Source organism: Ensifer sp. ENS03, assembly GCF_014852035.1.
In the GTDB taxonomy this organism is placed as follows: domain Bacteria; phylum Pseudomonadota; class Alphaproteobacteria; order Rhizobiales; family Rhizobiaceae; genus Ensifer; species Ensifer adhaerens.
Window position 1 is genome coordinate 767,873 of the sequence record NZ_JACVAV010000002.1, and the last position, 21,601, is coordinate 789,473.

At 62.3% G+C, this 21,601-nt stretch carries 20 protein-coding genes and 1 riboswitch; of the genes, 9 read left to right on the forward strand and 11 right to left on the reverse strand.

Annotated elements, in window-relative coordinates:
- Positions 1-130 precede the first annotated feature (130 nt).
- Positions 131-496 (forward strand): hypothetical protein, encoded by a 366-nt coding sequence (locus IB263_RS10480; RefSeq protein ID WP_060515904.1) that lies wholly within the window; start codon positions 131-133, stop codon positions 494-496.
- Between the two features lie 157 nt (positions 497-653).
- Complete coding sequence (locus IB263_RS10485; RefSeq protein WP_060582662.1) at positions 654-1,184, forward strand: dihydrofolate reductase family protein; 531 nt, start codon at positions 654-656, stop codon at positions 1,182-1,184.
- A gap of 160 nt (positions 1,185-1,344) precedes the next feature.
- Here IB263_RS10485 and IB263_RS10490 read toward each other — a convergent pair whose 3' ends face one another.
- The 9 genes from IB263_RS10490 to IB263_RS10530 all read right to left on the reverse strand — a co-directional run bounded on the left by IB263_RS10490 (position 1,345) and on the right by IB263_RS10530 (position 12,380).
- On the reverse strand, positions 1,345-1,959 hold the full coding sequence (locus tag IB263_RS10490) for a GNAT family N-acetyltransferase (protein ID WP_234852534.1): 615 nt from the start codon (positions 1,957-1,959) through the stop codon (positions 1,345-1,347).
- Positions 1,960-2,093: 134 nt separating this feature from the next.
- The gene (locus IB263_RS10495; RefSeq protein WP_060582660.1) at positions 2,094-3,614 is read right to left on the reverse strand and encodes a globin-coupled sensor protein; all 1,521 of its coding nucleotides are present in this window, start codon (positions 3,612-3,614) and stop codon (positions 2,094-2,096) included.
- 269 nt (positions 3,615-3,883) lie between these two features.
- A complete protein-coding gene (locus tag IB263_RS10500) occupies positions 3,884-4,603 on the reverse strand; it encodes a ParA family protein (protein ID WP_034792347.1) in 720 nt (239 codons plus the stop codon).
- Positions 4,604-4,790: 187 nt separating this feature from the next.
- A complete protein-coding gene (locus IB263_RS10505) occupies positions 4,791-5,537 on the reverse strand; it encodes a ParA family protein (protein ID WP_063891130.1) in 747 nt (248 codons plus the stop codon).
- Between the two features lie 239 nt (positions 5,538-5,776).
- The gene (locus tag IB263_RS10510; protein ID WP_060515901.1) at positions 5,777-6,922 is read right to left on the reverse strand and encodes an iron-containing alcohol dehydrogenase; all 1,146 of its coding nucleotides are present in this window, start codon (positions 6,920-6,922) and stop codon (positions 5,777-5,779) included.
- Positions 6,919-8,304 carry an aldehyde dehydrogenase family protein gene (locus tag IB263_RS10515; RefSeq protein ID WP_192438464.1) on the reverse strand — a complete coding sequence of 462 codons (1,386 nt, stop codon included), beginning with the start codon at positions 8,302-8,304 and terminating at the stop codon, positions 6,919-6,921. Before IB263_RS10515 ends, IB263_RS10510 begins: the two co-directional genes overlap by 4 nt.
- An 84-nt stretch (positions 8,305-8,388) precedes the next feature.
- Positions 8,389-9,753 (reverse strand): glutamine synthetase family protein, encoded by a 1,365-nt coding sequence (locus IB263_RS10520; protein ID WP_034792288.1) that lies wholly within the window; start codon positions 9,751-9,753, stop codon positions 8,389-8,391.
- Between the two features lie 192 nt (positions 9,754-9,945).
- Positions 9,946-11,493 carry an amino acid permease gene (locus tag IB263_RS10525; protein ID WP_034792285.1) on the reverse strand — a complete coding sequence of 516 codons (1,548 nt, stop codon included), beginning with the start codon at positions 11,491-11,493 and terminating at the stop codon, positions 9,946-9,948.
- A gap of 113 nt (positions 11,494-11,606) precedes the next feature.
- Complete coding sequence (locus IB263_RS10530; RefSeq protein ID WP_192438585.1) at positions 11,607-12,380, reverse strand: N-formylglutamate amidohydrolase; 774 nt, start codon at positions 12,378-12,380, stop codon at positions 11,607-11,609.
- 175 nt (positions 12,381-12,555) lie between these two features.
- On the opposite strand from IB263_RS10530, the gene IB263_RS10535 reads away from it, so the two are divergent.
- The 7 genes from IB263_RS10535 to IB263_RS10565 all read left to right on the forward strand — a co-directional run bounded on the left by IB263_RS10535 (position 12,556) and on the right by IB263_RS10565 (position 19,281).
- Positions 12,556-13,434 (forward strand): MurR/RpiR family transcriptional regulator, encoded by an 879-nt coding sequence (locus tag IB263_RS10535; RefSeq protein ID WP_192438465.1) that lies wholly within the window; start codon positions 12,556-12,558, stop codon positions 13,432-13,434.
- Positions 13,435-13,639: 205 nt separating this feature from the next.
- On the forward strand, positions 13,640-14,746 hold the full coding sequence (locus IB263_RS10540) for an ABC transporter substrate-binding protein (RefSeq protein WP_034792275.1): 1,107 nt from the start codon (positions 13,640-13,642) through the stop codon (positions 14,744-14,746).
- Between the two features lie 183 nt (positions 14,747-14,929).
- A complete protein-coding gene (locus IB263_RS10545; RefSeq protein WP_034792273.1) occupies positions 14,930-15,811 on the forward strand; it encodes an ABC transporter permease subunit in 882 nt (293 codons plus the stop codon).
- On the forward strand, positions 15,808-16,590 hold the full coding sequence (locus IB263_RS10550) for an ABC transporter permease (RefSeq protein ID WP_034792271.1): 783 nt from the start codon (positions 15,808-15,810) through the stop codon (positions 16,588-16,590). Before IB263_RS10545 ends, IB263_RS10550 begins: the two co-directional genes overlap by 4 nt.
- Before the next feature lie 11 nt (positions 16,591-16,601).
- Positions 16,602-17,663, forward strand: coding sequence for an ABC transporter ATP-binding protein (locus IB263_RS10555; protein WP_034792269.1), 1,062 nt, complete (start codon positions 16,602-16,604; stop codon positions 17,661-17,663).
- A 63-nt stretch (positions 17,664-17,726) separates the two neighbouring features.
- Positions 17,727-18,071 carry a TfoX/Sxy family protein gene (locus IB263_RS10560; protein ID WP_113294014.1) on the forward strand — a complete coding sequence of 115 codons (345 nt, stop codon included), beginning with the start codon at positions 17,727-17,729 and terminating at the stop codon, positions 18,069-18,071.
- A gap of 493 nt (positions 18,072-18,564) precedes the next feature.
- Positions 18,565-18,714, forward strand: a riboswitch (FMN riboswitch).
- A gap of 93 nt (positions 18,715-18,807) precedes the next feature.
- Complete coding sequence (locus IB263_RS10565; RefSeq protein ID WP_192438466.1) at positions 18,808-19,281, forward strand: 6,7-dimethyl-8-ribityllumazine synthase; 474 nt, start codon at positions 18,808-18,810, stop codon at positions 19,279-19,281.
- A 348-nt stretch (positions 19,282-19,629) separates the two neighbouring features.
- On the opposite strand, the gene IB263_RS10570 is transcribed toward IB263_RS10565, so the two are convergent.
- Positions 19,630-20,913 carry a low temperature requirement protein A gene (locus IB263_RS10570; RefSeq protein ID WP_192438467.1) on the reverse strand — a complete coding sequence of 428 codons (1,284 nt, stop codon included), beginning with the start codon at positions 20,911-20,913 and terminating at the stop codon, positions 19,630-19,632.
- A gap of 211 nt (positions 20,914-21,124) precedes the next feature.
- Positions 21,125-21,568, reverse strand: coding sequence for an RpiB/LacA/LacB family sugar-phosphate isomerase (locus tag IB263_RS10575; RefSeq protein WP_034792218.1), 444 nt, complete (start codon positions 21,566-21,568; stop codon positions 21,125-21,127).
- Positions 21,569-21,601: the final 33 nt, after the last annotated feature.

Here is a 21,601-nt window from a genome sequence, read left to right on the forward strand (position 1 = left end):
TAGCGTCCGCCGCGGGTGCCCCTCCAAACCTGCTGCCGGGTTGAAGGGCCGCGGAACTTTACTCGACGACCATGTTCATCAACGTCGAAGCGTAATCGGCAGACTTCGACCAGGAGCATCGGATCGTCTCATGCTGCACCCGCAGGTCAGGTTCTCGCCGTCCAATATCGCCGCCCTGAAGAAGTCCCTCCGGGATCGTTACCCGCACATCAAGTCATCCCACCTGGACGAGGCAATCGCCGCGTCGTTCGGCTTCAAATCCCATGCGGCATTGCGCCCGGCGCTGCTTCAGGTCGGCAACCACGCCCGGCTGATCGTCATCACCGATCATATGTTGCTTCTGCTTCGGCTGGAGGAACTGGGATACCGAGATATCGACGCCGGAGACTTGCGCCACCTGATGTGGGACATAAAATTCCCCGACCACTGGTACGATCAGCACCTTGAAAAGGCCGTGACGAAACGCAGACGGCCGACAGCGGCCAATTCGCAATAGCGCAGCCAGCGACCATCGGTGGCCCGTGCACGGTAGAGACCGTCGATGGCAAAGCCCAAAAACCGCTTGCGATTTGAAATCAGTCGGCTTAGCGTTGACCGATTGCACGTCGCAAGCAGACCCGTGCGAACGGGCCATTCGAGACAAGGAACTGGCCATGGCTAAGCTCGTGTTCGGAATGAACCAGTCGCTGGACGGCTACGTCGACCACATGGAGTTTGCGCCAAGTCCCACGCTCTTCCGCCATTTCATCAAGGAGGCCGAACAGCAGACGGGCAGCCTGTACGGTCGCCGGATCTATGAGATCATGCGCTACTGGGACGACGAGCATCCGGAATGGGATGCGGACAGACAGGCCTTCGCAGCCGCGTGGCGAAAGCAGCCGAAATGGGTCGTCTCGCGCTCCTCGGCGTCCGTCGGCCCCAATGCCCGGCTCGTCGACGGTGATATTGCGGGCGCCGTGCGCAAGCTGAAGGCCGAGCACGACGGCGAGATCGAAGTGGCAGGCCCCGTCCTCGCGCACAGCCTCACCGAACTGGGCTTGATCGACGAGTACCGGATCTACCTGCACCCGGTCGTCCTTGGTCACGGCAACCCCTATTTCGCCGGCCCCCGCCCGCGGCTCCGCCTGATCGCTCATGATCGGATCGGCGAGGACGTGGTGCGGCTGGTCTACGTTCCCGCTTAGTCGCCGGACTTGCCGGTCCCGTCAGCGAGCGGCTCTGTGCTTCGCGCTAACGGCGTGAAATCCGCATTCGACCCGGTTCGTTTCAGCTGCGACCTTGGCTTTCAAGCCAGATGAGCGCTCCGCGAACTGCGGCTCCGGCAAGTTGGTGCTGCCTTTGCTCTCACTCGGAGCGTCTCCAGCGATACGACCAACCGTCGATCCTCTCCTCGGTGGCCTTCAGCAACAAGGCGTCAGGCAGGAACTGGCCACGCACCAGGCCAATCTTTTCGAGAACACGGCAGCTGGTCTCATGTGCAGCCGCGCATATGGTATGAACCTCGGATAGGGGTGACTGCTGCTTGACCCAATGCATAATCGCAAGACCGGCTTCCGTCGCCAGCCCCCGTCCCCAATAGGCCGGACCGATGCCATAGTGAATTTCCGCACGGTCCCCATCCACAAACATGAGGAAGAGGCCCATCGGCCGCTGGTCGCTGCGGTCGATGATGCTCCAGATGAAGCGGTCACCATCCGCCCAGTTGCTTTCTCCCCACGCATGGATGACCGCCTCGGTGCTGGATTGCGCGGGATGAGCGCCGCGCGGCAAAAATCGTGCTGCCATGTTGTTGCCGGTGTATTCCGTAAACACGGACGCTGCGTGTTCAGAGCGGGCTGCACGCAGGTGAAGGCGGCTTGTCGTTAGTTCAACGGGCGGCGTGATCAACTTCAGGTGTCCGGGCGGGGCAGAGCGCGCGGACATCTTAATTCCATCGGGACAAAGAGCGAAAGCCACCATCGATCGCTTCCGGCGTAGAAAGTCCCTGGCCGCGCGGTGAAGCTGCCCCCAACTTCACTGCGCCGCGATCAGCAAAGCAAAACGTCTCGGATCATCCCTGACCCGAGGCGTTGTCTCTCGAACGGAAGGCGCGATTACGCCGCTGCGCGGTAACCCGAGCCGGCGCTGACCTGCACCTGACCCGACGTGCGGAACGCCCGCAGACGCGTGGCGATGTGCTCGGCCTCTCCCGTCAATGCCTGGCTTGCGGCGTTCGCCTGCTCGACCATGGCGGCGTTCTGCTGCGTGATCTGGTCCATCTGGGTAATCGCGGTGTTGACCTCCTGCAGGCCGGTTGCCTGTTCGGCGGTGCTGGCGCGGATGGCGCCGAAGACGGAGCTGACTTCGACGACCTGGGCGACGATCTGCTGCAGCGACTGCGCCACCTGATTGACCGAATTGACGCCGTCGTCCACCTGGCCGCGCGACTTGGCGATCAGGCCCTGGATGTCCTTGGCCGCTTCGGCGCAACGCTGGGCCAGCGCCCGGACTTCGGAGGCGACAACCGCAAAGCCCCTGCCCGCCTCGCCGGCTCGGGCCGCTTCGATGCCGGCGTTCAGCGCCAGGAGGTTGGTCTGGAAGGCGATCTCGTCGATGACGTCGACGATCCGCGCGATGCTGGCGGAAGACGTCTGGATCTCCTGCATCACCTCGATCGCGTGGCTGACGATCTCGCCGCTCTGTTCGGCATTGGCGCGGGCGGCAATCACGGTCGAATTCGCCTGGTTGGCGCCTTCGGCCGTCTGCTTGACCGTGCGCGTCACCTGCTCGACGGCAGCGGCCGTCTCTTCAAGGTTGGCCGCCTGCCGTTCCGTGCGCCGGGCCAGATCGTCGGCAGCCGCCGCAATCTCCTTGGCGCTCGTGTGGATCTGGCTGGCGCCGGCCTCGATTCCGCCGATGGCGCGCGCAAGCTCGCCGATCGCGTGGTTGAAATTTTCCCCAAGCTCCTGATAGGCAACCGGCAGGTCCGCACCGATGCGCGCCGTCAAGTCGCCATCGGCGATCTTCTTCAGCGCCGCGCCGAAGGTCTTGCTGATCAGCGCGCGTTCGGCAGCCAGCACTTCTTCCTGCACCGCACGTTGCTTGGTGACGTCGGAGGCGTCCATGTAGACGGAGATCGACAGATCCATGTCGAGGAAGACGCCCTTGATCAGGCTCGACAGCATCGCGCCCATGTCCTCGGCCGAGGTCCCCTTGCGCGAGAACAGGCCGGCCTTCGGCCAGTGCGCCTTGACGATTTCGGTGATCAGATGCTCGGCGATCAGCGCGTAGCCGCCGATGTACCAGCGCGGCTCGAGCCCGATGCGGGCGTGCACCAGGCCGATGGTGCGAACCTTGGCGCTGTAATCCTCGTTGAAATTGGCATCGACGATATTGGCCCAGTGGCCGACCTGAGCGCCCTTGGCGCGGTCGATATGAGCGTCGGAGGAGAAGAAGCGCTTGGTCTCGGGCGTCGTCTTGACCTTGACGTAGAACTTGTCGAGCGCGGGTTTAAGTTCCTTCTCGAGGATCGGCTTCAGCGCCTTCAGGCTCGTCTTGGCGGCGTCATCGAGCGCCATGAAATTCAGACGACCGGCAACGTCTTGCGTGCCGGCAGCGGCGTGTTCCGTTTTCATGCGCGAACTTCCCTGCATGCTCATTTCTGGATCATGGAGACAGGATCTGGGGCGCTGCAGCGTCTGAGATCATGGCCGCAATCATGGCGGCTGGTTGCCCTGTTCAGTCGATCGCAGGGGCAAGCTGTGTCCTGGGCCACTGATAGAAGCGCAGGGTAAAGGAAGCCTTACGCGAAACAGCTATTTCGCGAGGCCTGAAATACAACTCAACCGGAACTGACGAATATCAATTCCGGTTGATACGCAATAAACGGCGGAACGGCAAAGGATCAGGCGGCGTTTCGCGAAGCCCAGGACGGCATGCGCGCAGCCCAGGAGCGGCGCGTCTTGACCGGCATCAGCGCCTGCACTTCCTTGGCGAGGGCTGCTGCGTTTTCGCGCGCCTTGTCGAGATTGCTGACGCGGTTCGGATCCATCGTCTGCAGCGTGCCGCCAAAATCGAAGATCTCGCGATAGGCGGCGCGCTCGACGATCGGCGTGTCGAGAACCGAGACGCCGCGCTCGGCGAGCATCGCCTTGATCGTCTGCAGCGCACGCGTGGTGACCAGCGAATTGACGCGGGTGAGCACCACAGAATGGTTGATGCGCAGGCCCGAACGGTCCTGGATCTGGCGGATCAGCTCAAGAATTTGAGCCGCACCCTTGGCATCCATGGCGCAGCCCTGCACCGGGATCAGCACCTGGTCAGAGATGGCGAGTGCAAGTGCTACGATCTGGTCCTTGGCGCCCGCGAGATCGATGACGATATAATCCGCTTCGTCCTTCGCCTCGCGGATATGACATTCGAGCGAGCCGGGCGTGATGTGCGAAATGACGGTGAGGTTGGCGATATGGCCGGAAGCCTCCGCCCAGCTGGTGATCCAGCGCTGCGGATCGGCATCGAGGACGACTACCCGGTGCCCCTGCCGCGCCAGTTCCGTCGACAGGATCAGCGCCGCGGTCGTCTTGCCCGCACCACCCTTTGCATTGGCGAAAGTGATGACCGCCATGATATTCCCCATTCTATGCCTGTATCGCGCTGAACCGGACGGCCACAGCCGGTGGTTCGCTTCTTAACGAAACCTTACAGAATTTGGTTAACGAAACGGTAACGCCGGCACGTCAAACCTGACAGTCGGCCTTAAGGCTGCGTGCCAGAGACACTGCTATGGTGATGAAAATGCTGGAGTTCTGGCCTCAGACCGGCAAAACTGCCGGTTCGCTCACGTGCTGTGATCGATAGCACATCGACGAGAACGGCCCGTGCCGCACCGCCTCGCCTGTCGGGCTGAGCAGGGTCAGCACGTCATTCGCAAACGCCTGGGCGTTGGCCTGCGCCTTGGCAAGGTTGCTGACCTTCGCGGGGTCGAGAGAGGAAAGCGTGTCGCCCCGCTCAAAGAGCTCGCGGAAGGCCGTACGCTCCACCAGCGGGGTATCGACGAGCCGGATCCGGTTCTCCGAAAGCAGCAGCTTGACCCGGCGCATCGCCCGCGTCGTCACGATCGGGTTGACCCGGGTCAGCAGAACCGCGTGGTTGATGTTGGCGCGCGCGTTGTTCTCGATGTGGCGGATCAGGTCCAGCACCTGGATGGCGCCGCGCGCATCCATCACACAGCCCTGCACCGGGATCAGCGTCAGGTCCGAAAGACCGATCGCCAGCGCCACCAGCACGTCGGCCGCCCCGGAGAGATCGATGATCACATGCTCGACCTGACCGCGCAGCCGCCGGAGATGATCGCTGAGCGTGGTTGTCGCTACACCTGAGAGAACGAAGAGATTGCCATCGTTGCGGCCGTGGCGGAACCAGTCGGTCATGCAGGCGAGTGGATCGCAATCAAGAACCGCAACGCGATCGCCGCGCCGGGCGAATTCGCAGGCAAGCAGCAAGGCTGCCGTTGTCTTGCCGGCTCCCCCCTTCGCATTCGCGAGGGATACAATCGCCATCGGTCGACCCTAACTCAACGCAGGCCCGGATTTTCGCGGGCCGATACATACGCACACCCTAATGCAAGCGTTCCAGACCGCGGTAAACAAAGCGTAAAGAAAACGCTCCGCGAGCCCGAAACGTGACAGTTCGATGACGATTAGGTGACAGATCCGCCGCAATGGCAAGTGGTATTTTTGGGCTAACTAAACCGATAGGCCCGACGCCTTCGCCTGGGGGCAAACGCGTCGGGAATTGGTCAGATGCACTCGCGGAAGAGCTTCTTCGCGGCGTCGAGCGTCAACTCGACCGGGTTGCCGCCGGCCGTCGGGTCGACGATCGCCATCTCCGACATTTCGTCGATCCGGTCGGTGCCAACGCCGAGGGCTGCGAGCTTGTCCGGAACGCCGAGTTCCTCGCGCAACTTCAGCACGTAGTCGTAGAAGCCGTCGAAGCCCCCGGAAATGCCGAGATAGGCGGCAGCGCGCACTATTCTGTCCTCGATCGCCGGACGGTTGAAACGCAGCACCGGCGGCATCACGACCGCATTGGTCATGCCGTGGTGGGTGTTGTAGATCGCGCCCACCGGATGCGACAGCGAGTGGATGGCGCCAAGGCCCTTCTGGAACGCGACGGCACCCATGGCGGCCGCACTCATCATGTTGGCGCGCGCCTCGATGTCGGTGCCGTCCTTGTAGGCGCGCGGCAGGTATTCCTTCACCAGCCGCATGCCTTCAAGCGCAATGCCCGCAGACATCGGGTGATAGAAGGGCGAGGAATAGGCTTCCAGGCAATGGGCAAAGGCGTCCATGCCGGTGCCCGCCGTGATCACCTTGGGCATGCCGACCGTCAGTTCCGGGTCGCAGATCGTGACTGCCGGTAGGAACTTCGGATGGAAGATCACCTTTTTCACATGGCTTGCCGAATTGGTGATTACGCTGGCTCGGCCGACTTCAGAGCCGGTGCCGGCGGTGGTGGGCACTGCAATGATCGGTGCAATGCCTTCGACACTCGCCCGCGTCCACCAGTCACCGATATCCTCGAAGTCCCAGACCGGGCGGCTCTGCCCGGCCATGAAGGCGACGCACTTGCCGAGGTCGAGGCCAGAGCCGCCGCCGAAGGCGACGACGCCGTCATGGCCTCCATCCTTGAACGCCTTCACGCCGGCGGCGAGATTGATGTCGTTCGGGTTCGGATCGACGTCGGCAAAGATCGCGCGGCCGAGGCCGGCGGCCTCGAGGATATCGAGCGCATTTTGCGTAATCGCCATCGGCGCGAGGCCCCGATCGGTAATCAGCAGCGGCTTCTTCATGCCGACCGCCTTGCAATGGTCGGCAAGCTCCTTGATCCGGCCGGCACCGAACTTGATGGACGTCGGATAGCTCCAGTTGGCGGTGATGGTCATGCGGTGACTTTCTTCAGATGATAGGATTTCGGACGGGTGAGGTTCTGGAAGCCGATGACCGAAAGCGAGCCGCCGCGGCCGGTTTCCTTGACGCCGGTCCAGCAGAGCGCCGGGTCGAGATAGTCGGCGCGGTTCATGAACACCGTGCCAGTCTCGATGTCGGCGCCGATGCGCGCGGCACGCTCGGCATCCCCGGTCCAGAGCGATGCGGTAAGGCCATACTGGCTATCGTTCATCAACTCGATCGCCTGGCTGTCGCTCTTCACCTTCATGATGCCGACGGCAGGGCCGAAGGTCTCTTCGCGCATGAAGGCCATGGAGTGGTCGACATTTACGAGGATCTGCGGCGCGAGATAGGCGCCGCCGTCGTCGGCAGGGAAAAGCTTCGGGTCGATCAGAGCCTTGGCGCCCTTGGCAACGGCGTCGGCGATCTGCTCGCGCACGGTGGCGGCAAAACGCTTGTTGGCCATCGGCCCCAGCGTCGTTTCCGGATCGAGCGGATTGCCGAGCTTGTAGTTGGAAACCCAGGCGACCGACTTCTCGACGAAGGCGTCGTAGAGCTTTTCGTGCACGTAGATGCGCTCGATGCCGCAGCAGCATTGGCCGGAATTGTAGGTGGCGCCGTCCATCAGCGTATCGACGGCCGCGTCGAGATCCGCGTCTTCCATGACGTAGCCCGGATCCTTGCCGCCGAGTTCGAGACCGAGACCGGTAAAGGTACCGGCCGCCGCCCGTTCGATCGAACGCCCGCCTTCGACCGAACCGGTGAAGTTGACGAAGTCGAAGCTCCTGGCCGCAATCAGCGCCGCGGTTGTTTCGTGGTCGAGGAAGATGTTCTGGAAGACGTCGGCGGGAACGCCAGCCTCGACGAAGGCGCGCACCATGCGCTCGCCGACGAGGATCGTCTGGCTCGCATGTTTGATGATGACCGTGTTGCCGGCCATCAGCGCCGGCGCGACCGTGTTGATCGCGGTCATGTACGGGTAATTCCAGGGCGCCACGACGAAGACGACACCGTGCGGCTCGCGGGCGATGCGGCGCTCGAAGCGGTCGCTCTCCTCGATCACCAGCGGCTTCAGCGCATCGGCGGCGATGGTCGCGACATAGTTCGAGCGCTCGTTGAAGCCCTTGAATTCGCCGCCATAGCGCACCGGCCGGCCCATCTGCCAGGCAAGCTCCGGCACCACTTCGTCGACCATCTCGTTGAGGCGCGCGACACCGGCCAGAACCAGATTGACGCGCTCGTCGAGCGGACGGCGCGCCCAGGCCTTCTGCGCCTGGCGGGCGCGGGAAACCACCTGCTTTGCCATGTCCAGCGGCATCGCCGGGCGTTCTGCGTAGACCTCGCCGTTCACCGGCGAAATGCACTTGATCATGCTCATGATCGTCTTCCTGCTTTCATTGCGAATGATGCGATGGCCGCTCCGGTCAGGAACGGCCATCCTTGTGAATGAATATGTCGCGGGTCAGGCCCGTTCGAAACCGCGCGCGACCTCCCAGTCGGTGACGCGGCGATCATATTCTTCCTGCTCCCAGCGCCCTGCCCGCGCATAGTGCTCGATGACCTCGTCGCCGAAGGCGGCGCGCAGCATCTTCGATTCCGTCAGCGCGGCCGTCGCATCGCGAAGCGTGCGCGGGATCTCGCGCACGTCCTTGCCGCCATAGGCATCGCCAACGAAGGGCGCTTCCAGTTCCATCTTGTTTTCGATACCGGAAATGCCCGCCGCGATCAAAGCGGCGAAAGCGAGATAGGGATTGAGATCGGAGCCGCCGACGCGGCATTCGATACGGATCGCCTTGGTGTCTTCGCCGCAGAGACGATAGCCGGCCGTGCGATTGTCCTTGCTCCAGACCGCCTTGGTCGGCGCGAAGGTACCGGCCATGAAGCGCTTGTATGAGTTGATGTAGGGGGCGAGGAAATAGGTGATCTCGCTCGCATGGGTGAGAAGCCCGGCCACGTAATGGCGCATCATCTCGGACATGCCGTATTTGCCGCTCTCGTCGTAGAACTTCGACGACTTGCCGTCCGCGCTCCAGAGCGACTGGTGGATATGCGAGGACGAACCGGCGGCCGCATAGTTCCACTTGGCGAGGAAGGTGATGGCCTTGCCGCGCGACCAGGCGATTTCCTTGCAACCGTTCTTGATGATCGCATGCCGGTCGGCCATCGTCAGCGCGTCGGCATAGCGTACGTTGATCTCTTCCTGGCCGGCCGACGCCTCACCCTTGGAATTCTCGACCGGAATGTCTGCACCCTGGAGACCGTTGCGGATCGCCCGCATCACGTCCTCTTCCTTGGTCGTCTGGAAGATGTGGTAGTCCTCGTTGTAGCCGCTGACGAGCTGCAGGTCGCGATAGCCGGACTGGCGGGCGTCGTCATAGGACTGGTCGAAGAGGAAGAATTCGAGCTCGCTCGCCATATAGGCCTTGAGGCCCATCTTCTCGAGACGCGCCACCTGCTTCTTCAGGATCGCCCGCGGCGAATGCGGCACTTCCTCATGGGTGTGATGGTCGAGCATGTCGCAGAGAACCAGCGCCGTGCCTTCGAGCCAGGGGATGCGGCGAAGCGTCGAAAGGTCCGGCTTCATCGTATAGTCGCCGTAGCCTTTTTCCCAGCTTGTCGCCTTGTAGCCGGGAACGGTCTCCATCTCCATGTCGGTCGCCAGCAGGTAGTTGCAGCTATGCGTTTCCTTCCAGGCGCCATCGACGAAGAACTGCGCGTGGAAGCGCTTGCCCATCAGCCGGCCTTGCATGTCGACCTGGCAGGCGAGCACCGTATCGATGCGGCCGGCGGCGACGTCTTCCTTCAACTCGTCAAACGTATAGCTCATCAACTTCCATCCCATGTTTTGTCACGCGGCCGTTCCCTTGAGGTCACGATATTTTTTGGCCGCGTGAACGTGATCAGCTCGAATTTTCTGGCGCGGAGTGCGGGCCGGAAGCCGCGCACATTGTTTTCGATTTCGTCCGGCCCCAAAGAAAAGGCGGAAGTCGCGGTCGCGCTTCCGCCCTTTTGTCGTTGATCAGATCTGGCCGACGGCCTTCTCTGCAGCGGCGATCTCTGCCTGACGGCGTGCCACTTCGTCACCGATCGGCGGGCCGCGGAAGCGGCGGCTCTCGAAGCCGAACCAGACAGCGCCGGTCAGCACCAGGAAGCCCACGGTGATGTAGAGTGCCCAGTCGTTCGGCGGCTGCACGCCGAGGATGAAGATCAGCACCATGGCGATGATCGAGAGCACCGCGAACAGCTTGAACATGCTCTCACCGAGGTTCCACGGACCCATCTTGTCCCACTTCGAGGTTCCCCAGGCGAAGAGGCCGAGGGTGATCGGGATCGCGAAGGAGAAGAACAGGAAGATGACCGTGCACGAAACGACGATGGTGTAGACCGGCGTCTCGCCGATCGAGACCAGCGACGAGCCCCAGACGAACAGGACCGACAGGATCGAGCCGATCCAGATCGCGGCAACCGGCGTGCGGTAGGTCGGGCTCACCTTGGCAAGCGCCTTGGAGGCCGGCAGGCCGCCGTCACGCGAAAACGCGAAGATCATGCGCGACACCGAGGTCACCGTTGCCAGGCCGCACAGCCACTGGCTGACGAGGATGGCGAGATAGAGGATGTCCTTGATGATTGGGTGCACCTGCGCATCCATCGCCCAGAAGAACACGTTCCAGCCCTGCTTGGCGGCTTCGTCCATGTTCGGGATCATCAGCACGAACGAGCACAGCATGATGTAGCCGAAAAGCGCCGACCAGAGCACCGACGAGACCATGCCACGCGGCACCGAATGGGCGGCTTTGACCGTCTCTTCGGAGGTGTGCGCCGAAGCGTCATAGCCGGTGATCGTGTAGATCGGCAGGAGCAGGCCGAGCAGGAACACCCAGGTGCCCGAGGTCTGGGGCCACACGTTGCCGCCGGCTTCACCGGAGTAGTTGGAGAAGGTGAAGAGACGGGCGATGTCGTAGCTGTCGGCTGCGACCAGGCACACGAGCGCCAGCAGGATCGATGTCGCGAAGATCAGGTAGCCCGAAAAGTCGGTGAGCTTGGCTGTCAGCCCGATGCCCATGTGGTTTACCAGCGCCTGCCCGCCGGTGATGATGGCGAGGAAGACGATGCGCGTCAGAGTCGTATCGGCGAGGCCGAAATAGGGCGTGCCGAAGGAACCCATGAAGAAATAATAGGTGCCGACGTTGATCGCACCGAGAACGGTGACGAGACCGAGCAGGTTGAACCATGCTGTCAGCCAGCCGGTGAAGCGGTTGCCGAGGATCGAACCCCAGTGATAGAGGCCACCCGCAGTCGGATAGGCCGAGCTGATCTGTGCCATGGCAACGGCGAAAACCAAGGAGATGAAGCAGCCAAGCGGCCAACCGATGCCGATCGCGGCGCCCCCCGCGCCGGCGGTCGCCTGGGCGAGCGAGTTGATGCCGCCCGAAAGAATGCAGATGATCGAGAACGACACCGCGAAGTTCGAGAACTGGCTCATGCGCCGCTCGAGCTCCTGGGCATAGCCCATCGAGTGCAGGACGCTCATGTCCTGCTTTTTGTCTGAATCACTGTAGTCCGACATTTTTCTTCCCCTGATTTCTTCAGACCACACCGCCCCATTGCGGCAGGGTCCCATCAACCACCTGCCCCGGCTGGCCGGAACAGGACCGCGGCAACGCCGCTCCCCAGGGTCTTTTATTGTGCTGAAACAGCCGCAGCGCCTTTGCGCAGCAGCCCTTCCAGGTAATCGGCCATGACCCTTTGGCCGATGTCATTGCGAATGAGATCGTTGCGGATCTCGATCATCACATTCGGCAGCCCGTTGTGGACGCCATATTCGATCAGGCTATGGGTAACGCCGTCGGCCGGCCCATAGGGCTCGTTGCGCCGGATGTCGTAGGCAACCTGCCCCTTGGTGGCGGTCGCGAGCATATGGTCGGCAAGCCGGCTGTCGGCATCGTGAAGAACGCCGACTTCGACGGCGCGCGGCTTGCCGAAATAGACGGGCGTGAAACTGTGCATCGTCACGAGAACAGGCGGGCGTCCCGCTGCCTTGCGATCGGATACCAACCGGGCGACGGCATCGTGGAACGGCCGATAGATCTCGTCGACCCGCGCCTGGCGCTCGTCGGCCGACATCGTCCGGTTTCCCGGGATCTCGTAGACCTCGCTGACAGCAGGCATCGCCGCGTCCGCTTCCGGCGGGCGGTTGCAGTCATAGGCAAGGCGGGAGAAGCGCTGGTAGATCAGGGACCCGTCGAGCTTTGTTGCGAGCAGCTTGGCAACCGCAAGCGCACCCGGGTCCCAGGCAATATGACTTTCGAGCGCCTGCTCGCTGAGGCCAAGCGTGCCCAGCCGTTCGGGAACGAGGCGCGAGGCATGCTCGCAGACGAGCACAATATCGCCTTTGCCTGCGGCGTTCTCGATCGCAACCGGATCGCCATCTGCTTCGGTCAAAAGTCGCGTCAACACCGGCATCCCCTCTTGCCCCGTTAGACGTTCGTTAATGAAAAGAATTCTTCAGAGGATGACGCATGTCAATCAAAATCTGAAACGATCTCTTCAAAATTGCGATTGACTCCAATTGTGACAGCGATGTTTAATCTGTCACAAACCGGCTTAAGATCGGTTCAGGGGAGACAATTTGAGCAGCAAGGCGACGTCCACCACCGTGTCGGATGTGATCAACGCCCACTTCACCGTGCTGACCCGCGCGGAGAAGCAATTGGCAGAGACGCTTCTCGACAATTATCCCGTTTCGGGACTCGGTTCGATCACCACGGTTGCCGAGAACGCCGGCGTTTCGACACCGACGGTCGCCCGCATGGTGCAGAAGCTCGGTTTCCGCGGTTTTCCGGATTTCCAGGCAAGGCTGCATCAGGAATTGGAAGCGACGATTTCCAATCCGATCACCAAGCACGACCGCTGGGCTGCCAATGCGCCCGGCACCCACACGCTCAACCGCTTTGCCGACGCGATCACCAGCAATCTGCGCGAGACGCTGACCCAGATCGAGCCGCAGGAGTTCGATCAGGCGGCTGCGCTGATCGCTGACCGCAAGCGCAGCATCTATCTGCTCGGCGGCCGCATCACCCGCTCGCTCGCCGATTATCTCTTCACCCACCTTCAGGTCATTCGGCCGGGGGTCACCGAAATCGCCACCAATGCCAGCGCCTGGCCGCACTATGTGCTCGACATGCGCCAGGGCGACGTACTGATTCTCTTCGACATTCGCCGCTACGAGCAGGAGATGGTGACGCTTGCCAAATCCGCCAGCGAGCGGGGTGTCGAGATCATCCTTTTTACCGATCGCTGGAGTTCACCGGTCGCCAAGTCCGCCTCAAGGGTGTTTCGCTCGCAGATCGAGGTGCCGTCCGCCTGGGACAGCTCCGTCGTCATCCTGTTCTTGATCGAGGCTCTGATCGAGGCCGTTCAGAGTTCGAACTGGGACGAAACCCGGGATCGGATGAAGACGCTTGAGGGCCTGTTCGATTCCACCCGCATCTTTCGCAAACCGGTCTAGGAGAATTCGCCGACACGTTCACAGGATTTCATGCAGTTATGCGACAGTGGCCCGCCGAAGCCAAAAAAGAAATGTTCTTCCAACGACATACGCGGCGCTAACGGATAAACCCCCTGTCACATTACTTTCATCGCATCTCTTTAACAGCTTCGCCGAAATCGACTGAAACCCCACGAATTTGACTAAACCCATAAGGAGAACTCCAGTGATTTCAAAAACCCAACGCCTGCTTTCGCTCTCCACCGCCATTTTCCTGGCGACGACGGCAATCGCCGCTGCCGAACCGAGCGCCGAGCTCATCGAAGCCGCCAAGAAGGAAGGCATGCTGACGACCGTCGCCCTGCCCCACGACTGGTGCGGCTACGGCGACGTCATCGCTTCCTTCAAGGCCAAGTATCCGGAAATCCAGGTCAACGAACTGAACCCGGACGCAGGCTCGGCCGACGAAGTCGAAGCCGTCAAGGCCAACAAGGACAACAAGGGCCCGCAGGCTCCTGACGTCGTCGACGTCGGTCTCGCCTTCGGCCCGCAGATGAAGGCCGAAGGCCTGCTGCAGCCCTACAAGGTCTCCACCTGGGACGAGATCCCGGACAGCGTCAAGGACGCCGAAGGCTACTGGTACGGCGACTACTACGGCGTCATGTCCTTCCTCGTGAACAAGGACCTCGTCCAGAACGCACCGAAGGACTGGGCTGATCTGCTGAAGCCGGAATATGCCGGCCAGGTTGCTCTCGCCGGTGACCCCCGCGCCTCGAACCAGGCGATCCTCGGCGTTCTCGCCGCTGGCCTCGCCAAGGGTGCAAAGTCCGGCAAGGAAGCTGGTGAAGCTGGTCTCGGCTACTTCGCCGAACTGAACAAGGCCGGCAACTTCGTTCCGGTTATCGGCAAGTCGGGCACGCTCGCACAGGGCTCGACCCCGATCGTCGTTGCCTGGGACTACAACGCGCTCGGCTGGGCAAAGACGCTCAACGGCAATCCGCCGACCGAAGTCGTCGTTCCGGCCAGCGGCGTTCTCGCCGGCGTCTACGTTCAGGGCATCTCCGCCTACGCGCCGCACCCGAACGCAGCGAAGCTGTGGATGGAGCACCTCTACTCCGACGAAGGTCAGCTCGGCTGGCTCAAGGGCTTCTGCCACCCGACCCGCTTCAACGCCATGGTCAAGGCCGGCAAGGTTCCGCAGGAGCTGATCGACGCCCTGCCGCCGGCAGCCGCTTACGAGAAGGCCTACTTCCCGACGCTCGAAGAAGTCGACGCCAACAAGGCTGCCGTCACCGGCGGCTGGGATTCCGTCGTCGGCGCGAACGTTCAGTAAGCCTTTCCACAGACATGTCGCCCCGACCGGTTTTCCGGTCGGGGCGCATAGGTTATTCGTAAGAAATTCAAGTCCTTGGAGCGAGATCCGGTAGCCGTGCGCGGCTTCCTCGGTTTCCCGCTTCTTGCTTGCAACAATCGATAACGCCCGCGTGGAAAACGCGGCTTCAGGGGCGCGAACGGAATGTCATCTGCTAAACCCGACGCCAGCCCGCCGGCGCGTCGCCTACCGCTTCACTGGCTGGGCATTCTTCCCTTTGCCGCCTTCGTGACGCTGTTCCTGCTTTTGCCGACGATGAAGATCGTGGTCGGCGCGTTTCAGACGCCCGATGGCAGCTTCACGCTCGACAACATCCGCGGCCTGTTCACGCCCTCGATTCTGGCTGCCTACTGGATCTCCATCAAGATCAGCATCGCCTCGGCGCTTCTCGGCTGCCTGATCGGCTTTGCCATGGCGTCCGCCATCGTCTTCGGCGGCTTGCCGAAGGGGATCCGCGGACCGCTTCTGACCTTCTCGGGCGTCGCCTCCAACTTCGCCGGCGTGCCGCTCGCCTTTGCCTTTCTCGCGACGCTTGGACCTGTCGGCATCGTCACCGTCTTCCTGCGCTCGAACTTCGGGCTCGACCTCCGGATGCTCGGCTTCAACCTGCTGTCCTTCTGGGGGCTGACGGTCACCTATCTGTTCTTCCAGATCCCGCTGATGATCCTGATCATCACGCCGGCACTCGACGGCCTGAAGCGCGAATGGCGCGAGGCCGCCGAGATCCTCGGCGCCACCGGCCTGCAATACTGGCGCATGGTCGCCTTCCCGATCCTGCTTCCGTCGCTGCTCGGCACGCTGGCGCTGCTTTTCGCCAATGCCTTCGGCGCCGTTGCGACCGCGATCGCACTCACCGGCTCGTCGCTCTCGATCGTGCCGATCCTGCTCTTTGCTCAGATCCGCGGCGACGTGCTCGGCAACCCGCATCTCGGTTACGCGCTCGCCTTCGGCATGATCGTCGTCACCGGTATCGCCAACGCGATCTACATCTGGCTGCGCAGCCGCAGCGAAAGGTGGCTGAAATGAAGAAGATCTGGGCCTGGGGAGCCCTCGTTTTCGGCCTCCTCTATTTCACCCTGCCGCTCATCGGCATGACCAACTTCTCCTTGAAGATGCGCCGCGGCGAATACTCCTTCGACGCTTACCAGAAGGTCTTCGCCGACCCACGCTTCCAGGAGACCTTCACCTATTCGGTGCTACAGGCCTTGTTCACGATCCTCTTCGGTGTTCTGCTCGTCGTGCCGACAGCCTACTGGGTCCGCCTCAAGCTGCCGCGGCTGCGCCCCGTCATCGAGTTCATCACGCTGCTGCCGCTGGTCATCCCAGCGATCGTCATCGTCTTCGGGTACATCCGGCTCTACAACACCTCGAGCTGGCTGCCGTTGACGGGCTCGCTCACCGGCACCAACATCCTCCTGATGTTCGGCTATGCGACGCTTGCGCTACCCTACATGTACCGCGCAGTCGACACGGGCCTTCGCACCATCGACGTCGCCACCTTGACCGAGGCCGCCCAAAGCCTCGGCGCCGGATGGACGACGATCCTTGCCAAGATCATTCTGCCGAACGTGCTCGTCGCCGTGCTCTCGGGCGCCTTCCTGACCTTTGCCATCGTCATCGGCGAGTTCACCATGGCGGCCTTGCTCAATCGCCCGGCTTTCGGCCCCTACATGCAGCTCCTGGGCGCCAACCGCGCCTATGAACCGGCCGCACTCGCCGTCATTGCATTCGGCATCACCTGGGGCTGCCTCGGCCTCATCCAGCTCGTCTCGCGCTTTCAAAAAAGCGCGCCTCCTAAGGCCTGAGGACCGCACCCATGAGTTTCCTGTCACTCACCAGCATCAAGAAGTCCTTCGGCCCGGTTCACGTCGTGCACGATTTCAACATGGACATCGAAAAGGGCGAGTTCGTCTCGTTCCTCGGGCCATCGGGCTGCGGCAAGACCACGGTCCTGCGCATGATCGCCGGCTTCGAAAGCCCGACCAGCGGCAAGATCGTCATCAACGGCCGCGACCAGAACTCGCTGAAGCCCAACCAGCGCAACATCGGCATGGTGTTCCAGGCCTATGCGCTGTTTCCCAACATGAACGTGCATGACAACGTCGCCTTCGGCCTCAAGGTCGCAGGTACAGACAAGTCGGAGATCGACGCGAGGGTGAAGCAGATGCTCGGGCTGATCAAGCTCGAGCACCTGGCGGACCGCTTCCCCTACCAGCTCTCCGGTGGTCAGCAGCAGCGCGTTGCGCTTGCCCGCGCCATTGCGGTCAAGCCGCAGGTGCTGCTGCTCGACGAGCCGCTGTCGGCGCTCGACGCCAAGATCCGCGTGTCGCTGCGCGAGGAAATCCGGCAGATCCAGCAACAGCTCGGCATCACCACCGTGTTCGTGACCCATGACCAGGAAGAAGCGCTGTCGATCTCCGATCGCATCGTCGTCATGAATGCCGGCCGCGCCGACCAGATCGGCACCCCCTTCGAGATCTACAACACGCCGTCAACGCGTTTCGTCGCCTCCTTCGTCGGCACGCTCAGCATCATCGAAGGCAAGGTCGCGGACCCGGCCGCGGGTGCCGTCACGATCGGCAACCAGCAGATCGCGCTGAAGGATCCGATTGCCGGCATGAAGGGCGGCGACAGCATTTCGCTGGCGCTTCGTCCCGAAGCGGGCTCGATCGCCGAGGGCGCCACGGGCGACACGTCGCTTGCGGGCGAGGTCGTCTCGACGAGCTTCCTCGGCTCGGTCATCCGCACGCGCCTTCGCGTCGGCGGCGACGTCATCTCCTTCGACATGTTCAACAATCCGGGTGTGGCCCCGCCGGTTTCCGGCGACAACGTCACGCTGCGCTTTGCCGCCAAGGACCTGCTAGTCATTCGCGAATAGTGCTAGCTAAGATGGCGCAGCGTAGTGCTGCGCCATCCGTCGGCCACGAACGAGGATGTGATTATGGCCAAGGCCGAGCCGAGTGCCTTCGTCAGGCATATCCAGGATGAACTCTCCGATCTCGGGCCCGTCCAGATCGACTGCTTCTTCGGCGGCTGGGCCTACCTCGTCGCCGACAAGCGTTTTGCCGTCAGCATCAAGGACCGCCTCTATTTTCGCGTCGACCAGGCGCTGAAGCAGGCACTGGTGGCCGAGAGCTGCCAGCCCTTCACCTATCAGAAAGCCGGAAAGACGGTCGTCGTGCACCGCTTCTACGAAGCCCCGATCGACTGCCTCGACGATCGCGATGCCCTCCTCCATTGGGCCAGACGGGCACTTTCTGCCGAAGACGACGAACTGCGCGCATAACGCCTCACCAAATCCCGAACGCCTTGCCACACATAAACAGTAATGCGATGACGAAGACACACGTGATGGGATACCGGCCAATCGCGGATGCCTCAACAACCCAAAGCTTTAGCTTGAGATGCTCATTGTCGGGTTTCTTCGGGAGTTTTGCCAATCGGAGCGCCTTTGCTGTCACCAAAAGAAAAATTGATGAAGGCTGCTTCTGCTTCGCAGTAACTATGAATCGTCTTGGGTGCGCAAGAGGTTTCTGGCTCGTCATCCCCAGATGAGGGAGCGTTGAAATCTCACGCCTGTTATTCAAGCTTTCCACAGGTGATGCAGCCACCACCGACAGTCAAACAACCCTGCAGATCACCTCGGCTTAGCTAGTACGAAACTGCCGGAAGGAGAATGAGTTTTTCGAGCACCCACCGGACAAGCAAAATTCTGTCGTGATTTCCGGCATTTTCGTCGCACCGTGCGTTTGACCGCGCGCGGTCGCGCTATATAGTCGCGTTGTTCTCAGGGCGGGGCGAAATTCCCCACCGGCGGTAGCGGCCGAAAGGCCGAAGCCCGCGAGCGCCTCAGGGTTTTACCCTGGGGGTCAGCAGATCCGGTCAGATTCCGGAGCCGACGGTCACAGTCCGGATGGAAGAGAGCAAGCAGCAACGTGGGTCCCCGCGACGGGACCTCGCGCGCATGCATGTTCGCCCGACGGGATCATTGGAAAACGCCAAACCCTGAAAGGCTTGAGACCATGACCATTCTTTCCCACCCCGCCGCCAAGATCGCGATCGTTCGTGCCCGCTGGCATGCCGATATCGTCGACCGCTGCGTCGATGCCTTCGTCACGCAATGGACGAAGCTTGGCGGCTCGGCAGCCGACGTCGAGATCTTCGACGTACCCGGCGCGCTCGAAATCCCGCTGCATGCGCAGACGCTGGCCAAGACCGGCCGCTATGCCGCGATCCTCGGCACCGCCTTCGTCGTCGACGGCGGCATCTACCGCCACGATTTCGTCGCCGGCACCGTGCTCGACGGCATGATGCGCGTGCAACTCGACACCAATGTGCCGGTGCTTTCCGCCGTACTGACGCCGCACAATTTCCAGGAAAGCGAACCGCTGATCGCCTTCTTCCGCGAGCACTTCGTTATCAAGGGTACGGAGGCGGCCAACGCCTGCGCCCAGATCCTCGACGCCCGCGCCAAGCTGGCGCTCGTCAACGCCTGATCCGCGAGATGCGGTTGAGGTAGGCTCGCCCCTCATCCGCCCGGTGAGGGGAATGCCCCTCATCCGGCCTGCCGGCCACCTTCTCCCCGCGGGCGGGGAGAAGGACACAAGCGGCACCCTTGTCGCGCAAACTCTTTCCCCGGGGCTACCGAGAACGGCCTTCCACCCGGGTCCATCACAAACTCCGAGGCGGTTCTCGTTCCCTCTCCCCGCCTGCGGGGAGAAGGCTCGCGTGAGGGGGCAGCGGCAGGGGCGAACAGCGCCGAACGCTGCGCTTGAATCAACCTCTGAACCACCTGAATCGGCTCACCAGCTTGAGCCGGCAACGCACTGTTTCGACTCGCAAAATCAATGCGCGGCCTCGTTCTTGCGCAGGCTGCGATCCAGTGCCGCCACGCGGTGCCGGTGCCCCGCCACCTCGTAGCCGACGATGGTGACGACGGGCGCGAGCATCAGGATGATCAGGCACTTGGCCATGTCGAGCCCGGCCATGGCCGCGACCACTGACGCGGCCAGCACCACTGCCGTGCCCGCGAGCAGCCAGAGATGCAACCGCTCCACCTGCTGCATAAGATAGGCGTACATCGCATAGAGCAGCCCGATGTAGCACGCGACGGGCACCGCAACGGTCAGCACCGTTGCGACCGAGCCGATATGCGCCTTGTGCTCGATGTAATAGGCCGCCACATGCAGGCCGGCGCCAGTCGCGACAATCGAGGCGAAGATCGGCATGTGGCCGTAGCCCCAGACGAAGGAGCGTTTTTGACGGTGCCGGTGCAGGATCTCGGCGCTCGGCAGCAGAAAATAGATCCACCACATGCCGAAGGTGAGCCCCGTACCGGCGAGGCAGACGAGCGCGACATCGAGGTTCCAGCCCTGCCCTTCGACCACGGCGGAGATTGAGGCGACCGTGCCGACCACCCCTTCCCCAAGCGCGATGATCGCGAGCAGCCCGTAGCGCTCGGCGATGTGATGGGCATGCCAGGGCGTTCCGCCGTAGCGCATCTCGGCGACATAGGGGCCGACCATCTCGATCGCCGTCAGCCCCACGACCATGACGAAGGTCACCAGCAGCGAGAAATCGAAGAAGATCAGAACGACCCAGCCGAGCTGGGCGAGGCTGATTGCTTTGACATAGGCCATGCAGGCATCCCGTCGTGCCGGGTTCTGCCGGCTGGCGCGCAGCCATTGGAAGAGCATTGCCACCCGCATGACGACATAGCCGAGCACCATGATGCCGTTGTCGAGATGCTCACCCTTGTCGATCGATTCGAACATCGGCGGCAGGCCGATCGCAAGGATCAGCACGCCGAGCATCTGCACCATGGTGACGATGCGGAAGACCCAGTCGTCCGTGTCGTAGGCGGAGGCAAACCAGCTGAAATTGATCCAGGCCCAGCAGATGGAGAAGGTCGCAAGCGCGAAGCCGAAGAGGCCGGAAAAGAAGTGCCCTTCGGCCAGGAAATGAGCAAGCTGCGAAGCCGCCAGGCTAAAGGCGATGACGAAGGTCAGGTCGAACAAGAGTTCGAGCGTCGTCGCCGTCCTGTGATGTTCATGCGTGTCGCGACCGCTCATGCGCGCCACATGGTGGTGCGCGCTTTGATGCGGCTCGGTCGGGGTGGTTTCACTCATGCGGCTACGCCCTTCAATTGACGATCCGCAAGAATATTCAAATATTTGCAGAAGCTTCGTCAAGGCGAAGCGGGAGACCGGACATGAAAACGCCCGGCATCGCTGCCGGGCGCGTCGTCACGATGCCTGAGGGAGGATCAACGGCATCGCGAGATAAGGTAGGCCTTGAACCGGGAACCGGATGCAGACGGCAAGCCGCCCGCCCCTTTCCTCAACCGGCTCTTGCGGCATCCAGGCGATTGATCGCCTCGACATTGCCGGCCGAAGAGCCGTTCGGGTCGAACTCGGACGCGAGCCAGGTGTCGACGATCGACTTTGCAAGCTCCGGACCGATGACGCGGGCGCCCATGGTGATGATCTGGGCGTTGTTCGACTTGGCGGCCCGCTCGGCCGAATAGGTGTCGTGCGTCAGCGCCGCGCGGATGCCCGGCACCTTGTTGGCCGAGATGCATACACCGATGCCGGTACCGCAGAACAGGATGCCGCGGTCATGCTTGCCCTCGACAACCTGCTGCGCCAGGTTCTGTGCGAGGTCCGCATAGAAGCCGGACTGGCTGAGATCCACGACTTCCACGTCGCTGCGGCCACCGAGATGGGCGGCAATGACATCCAGCAGGGGCTTGCCGGCGCTGTCGGCTCCGATTGCAATCTTCATGATTGTTCCTTTCCTTCTTCTTGAGCTGCAACG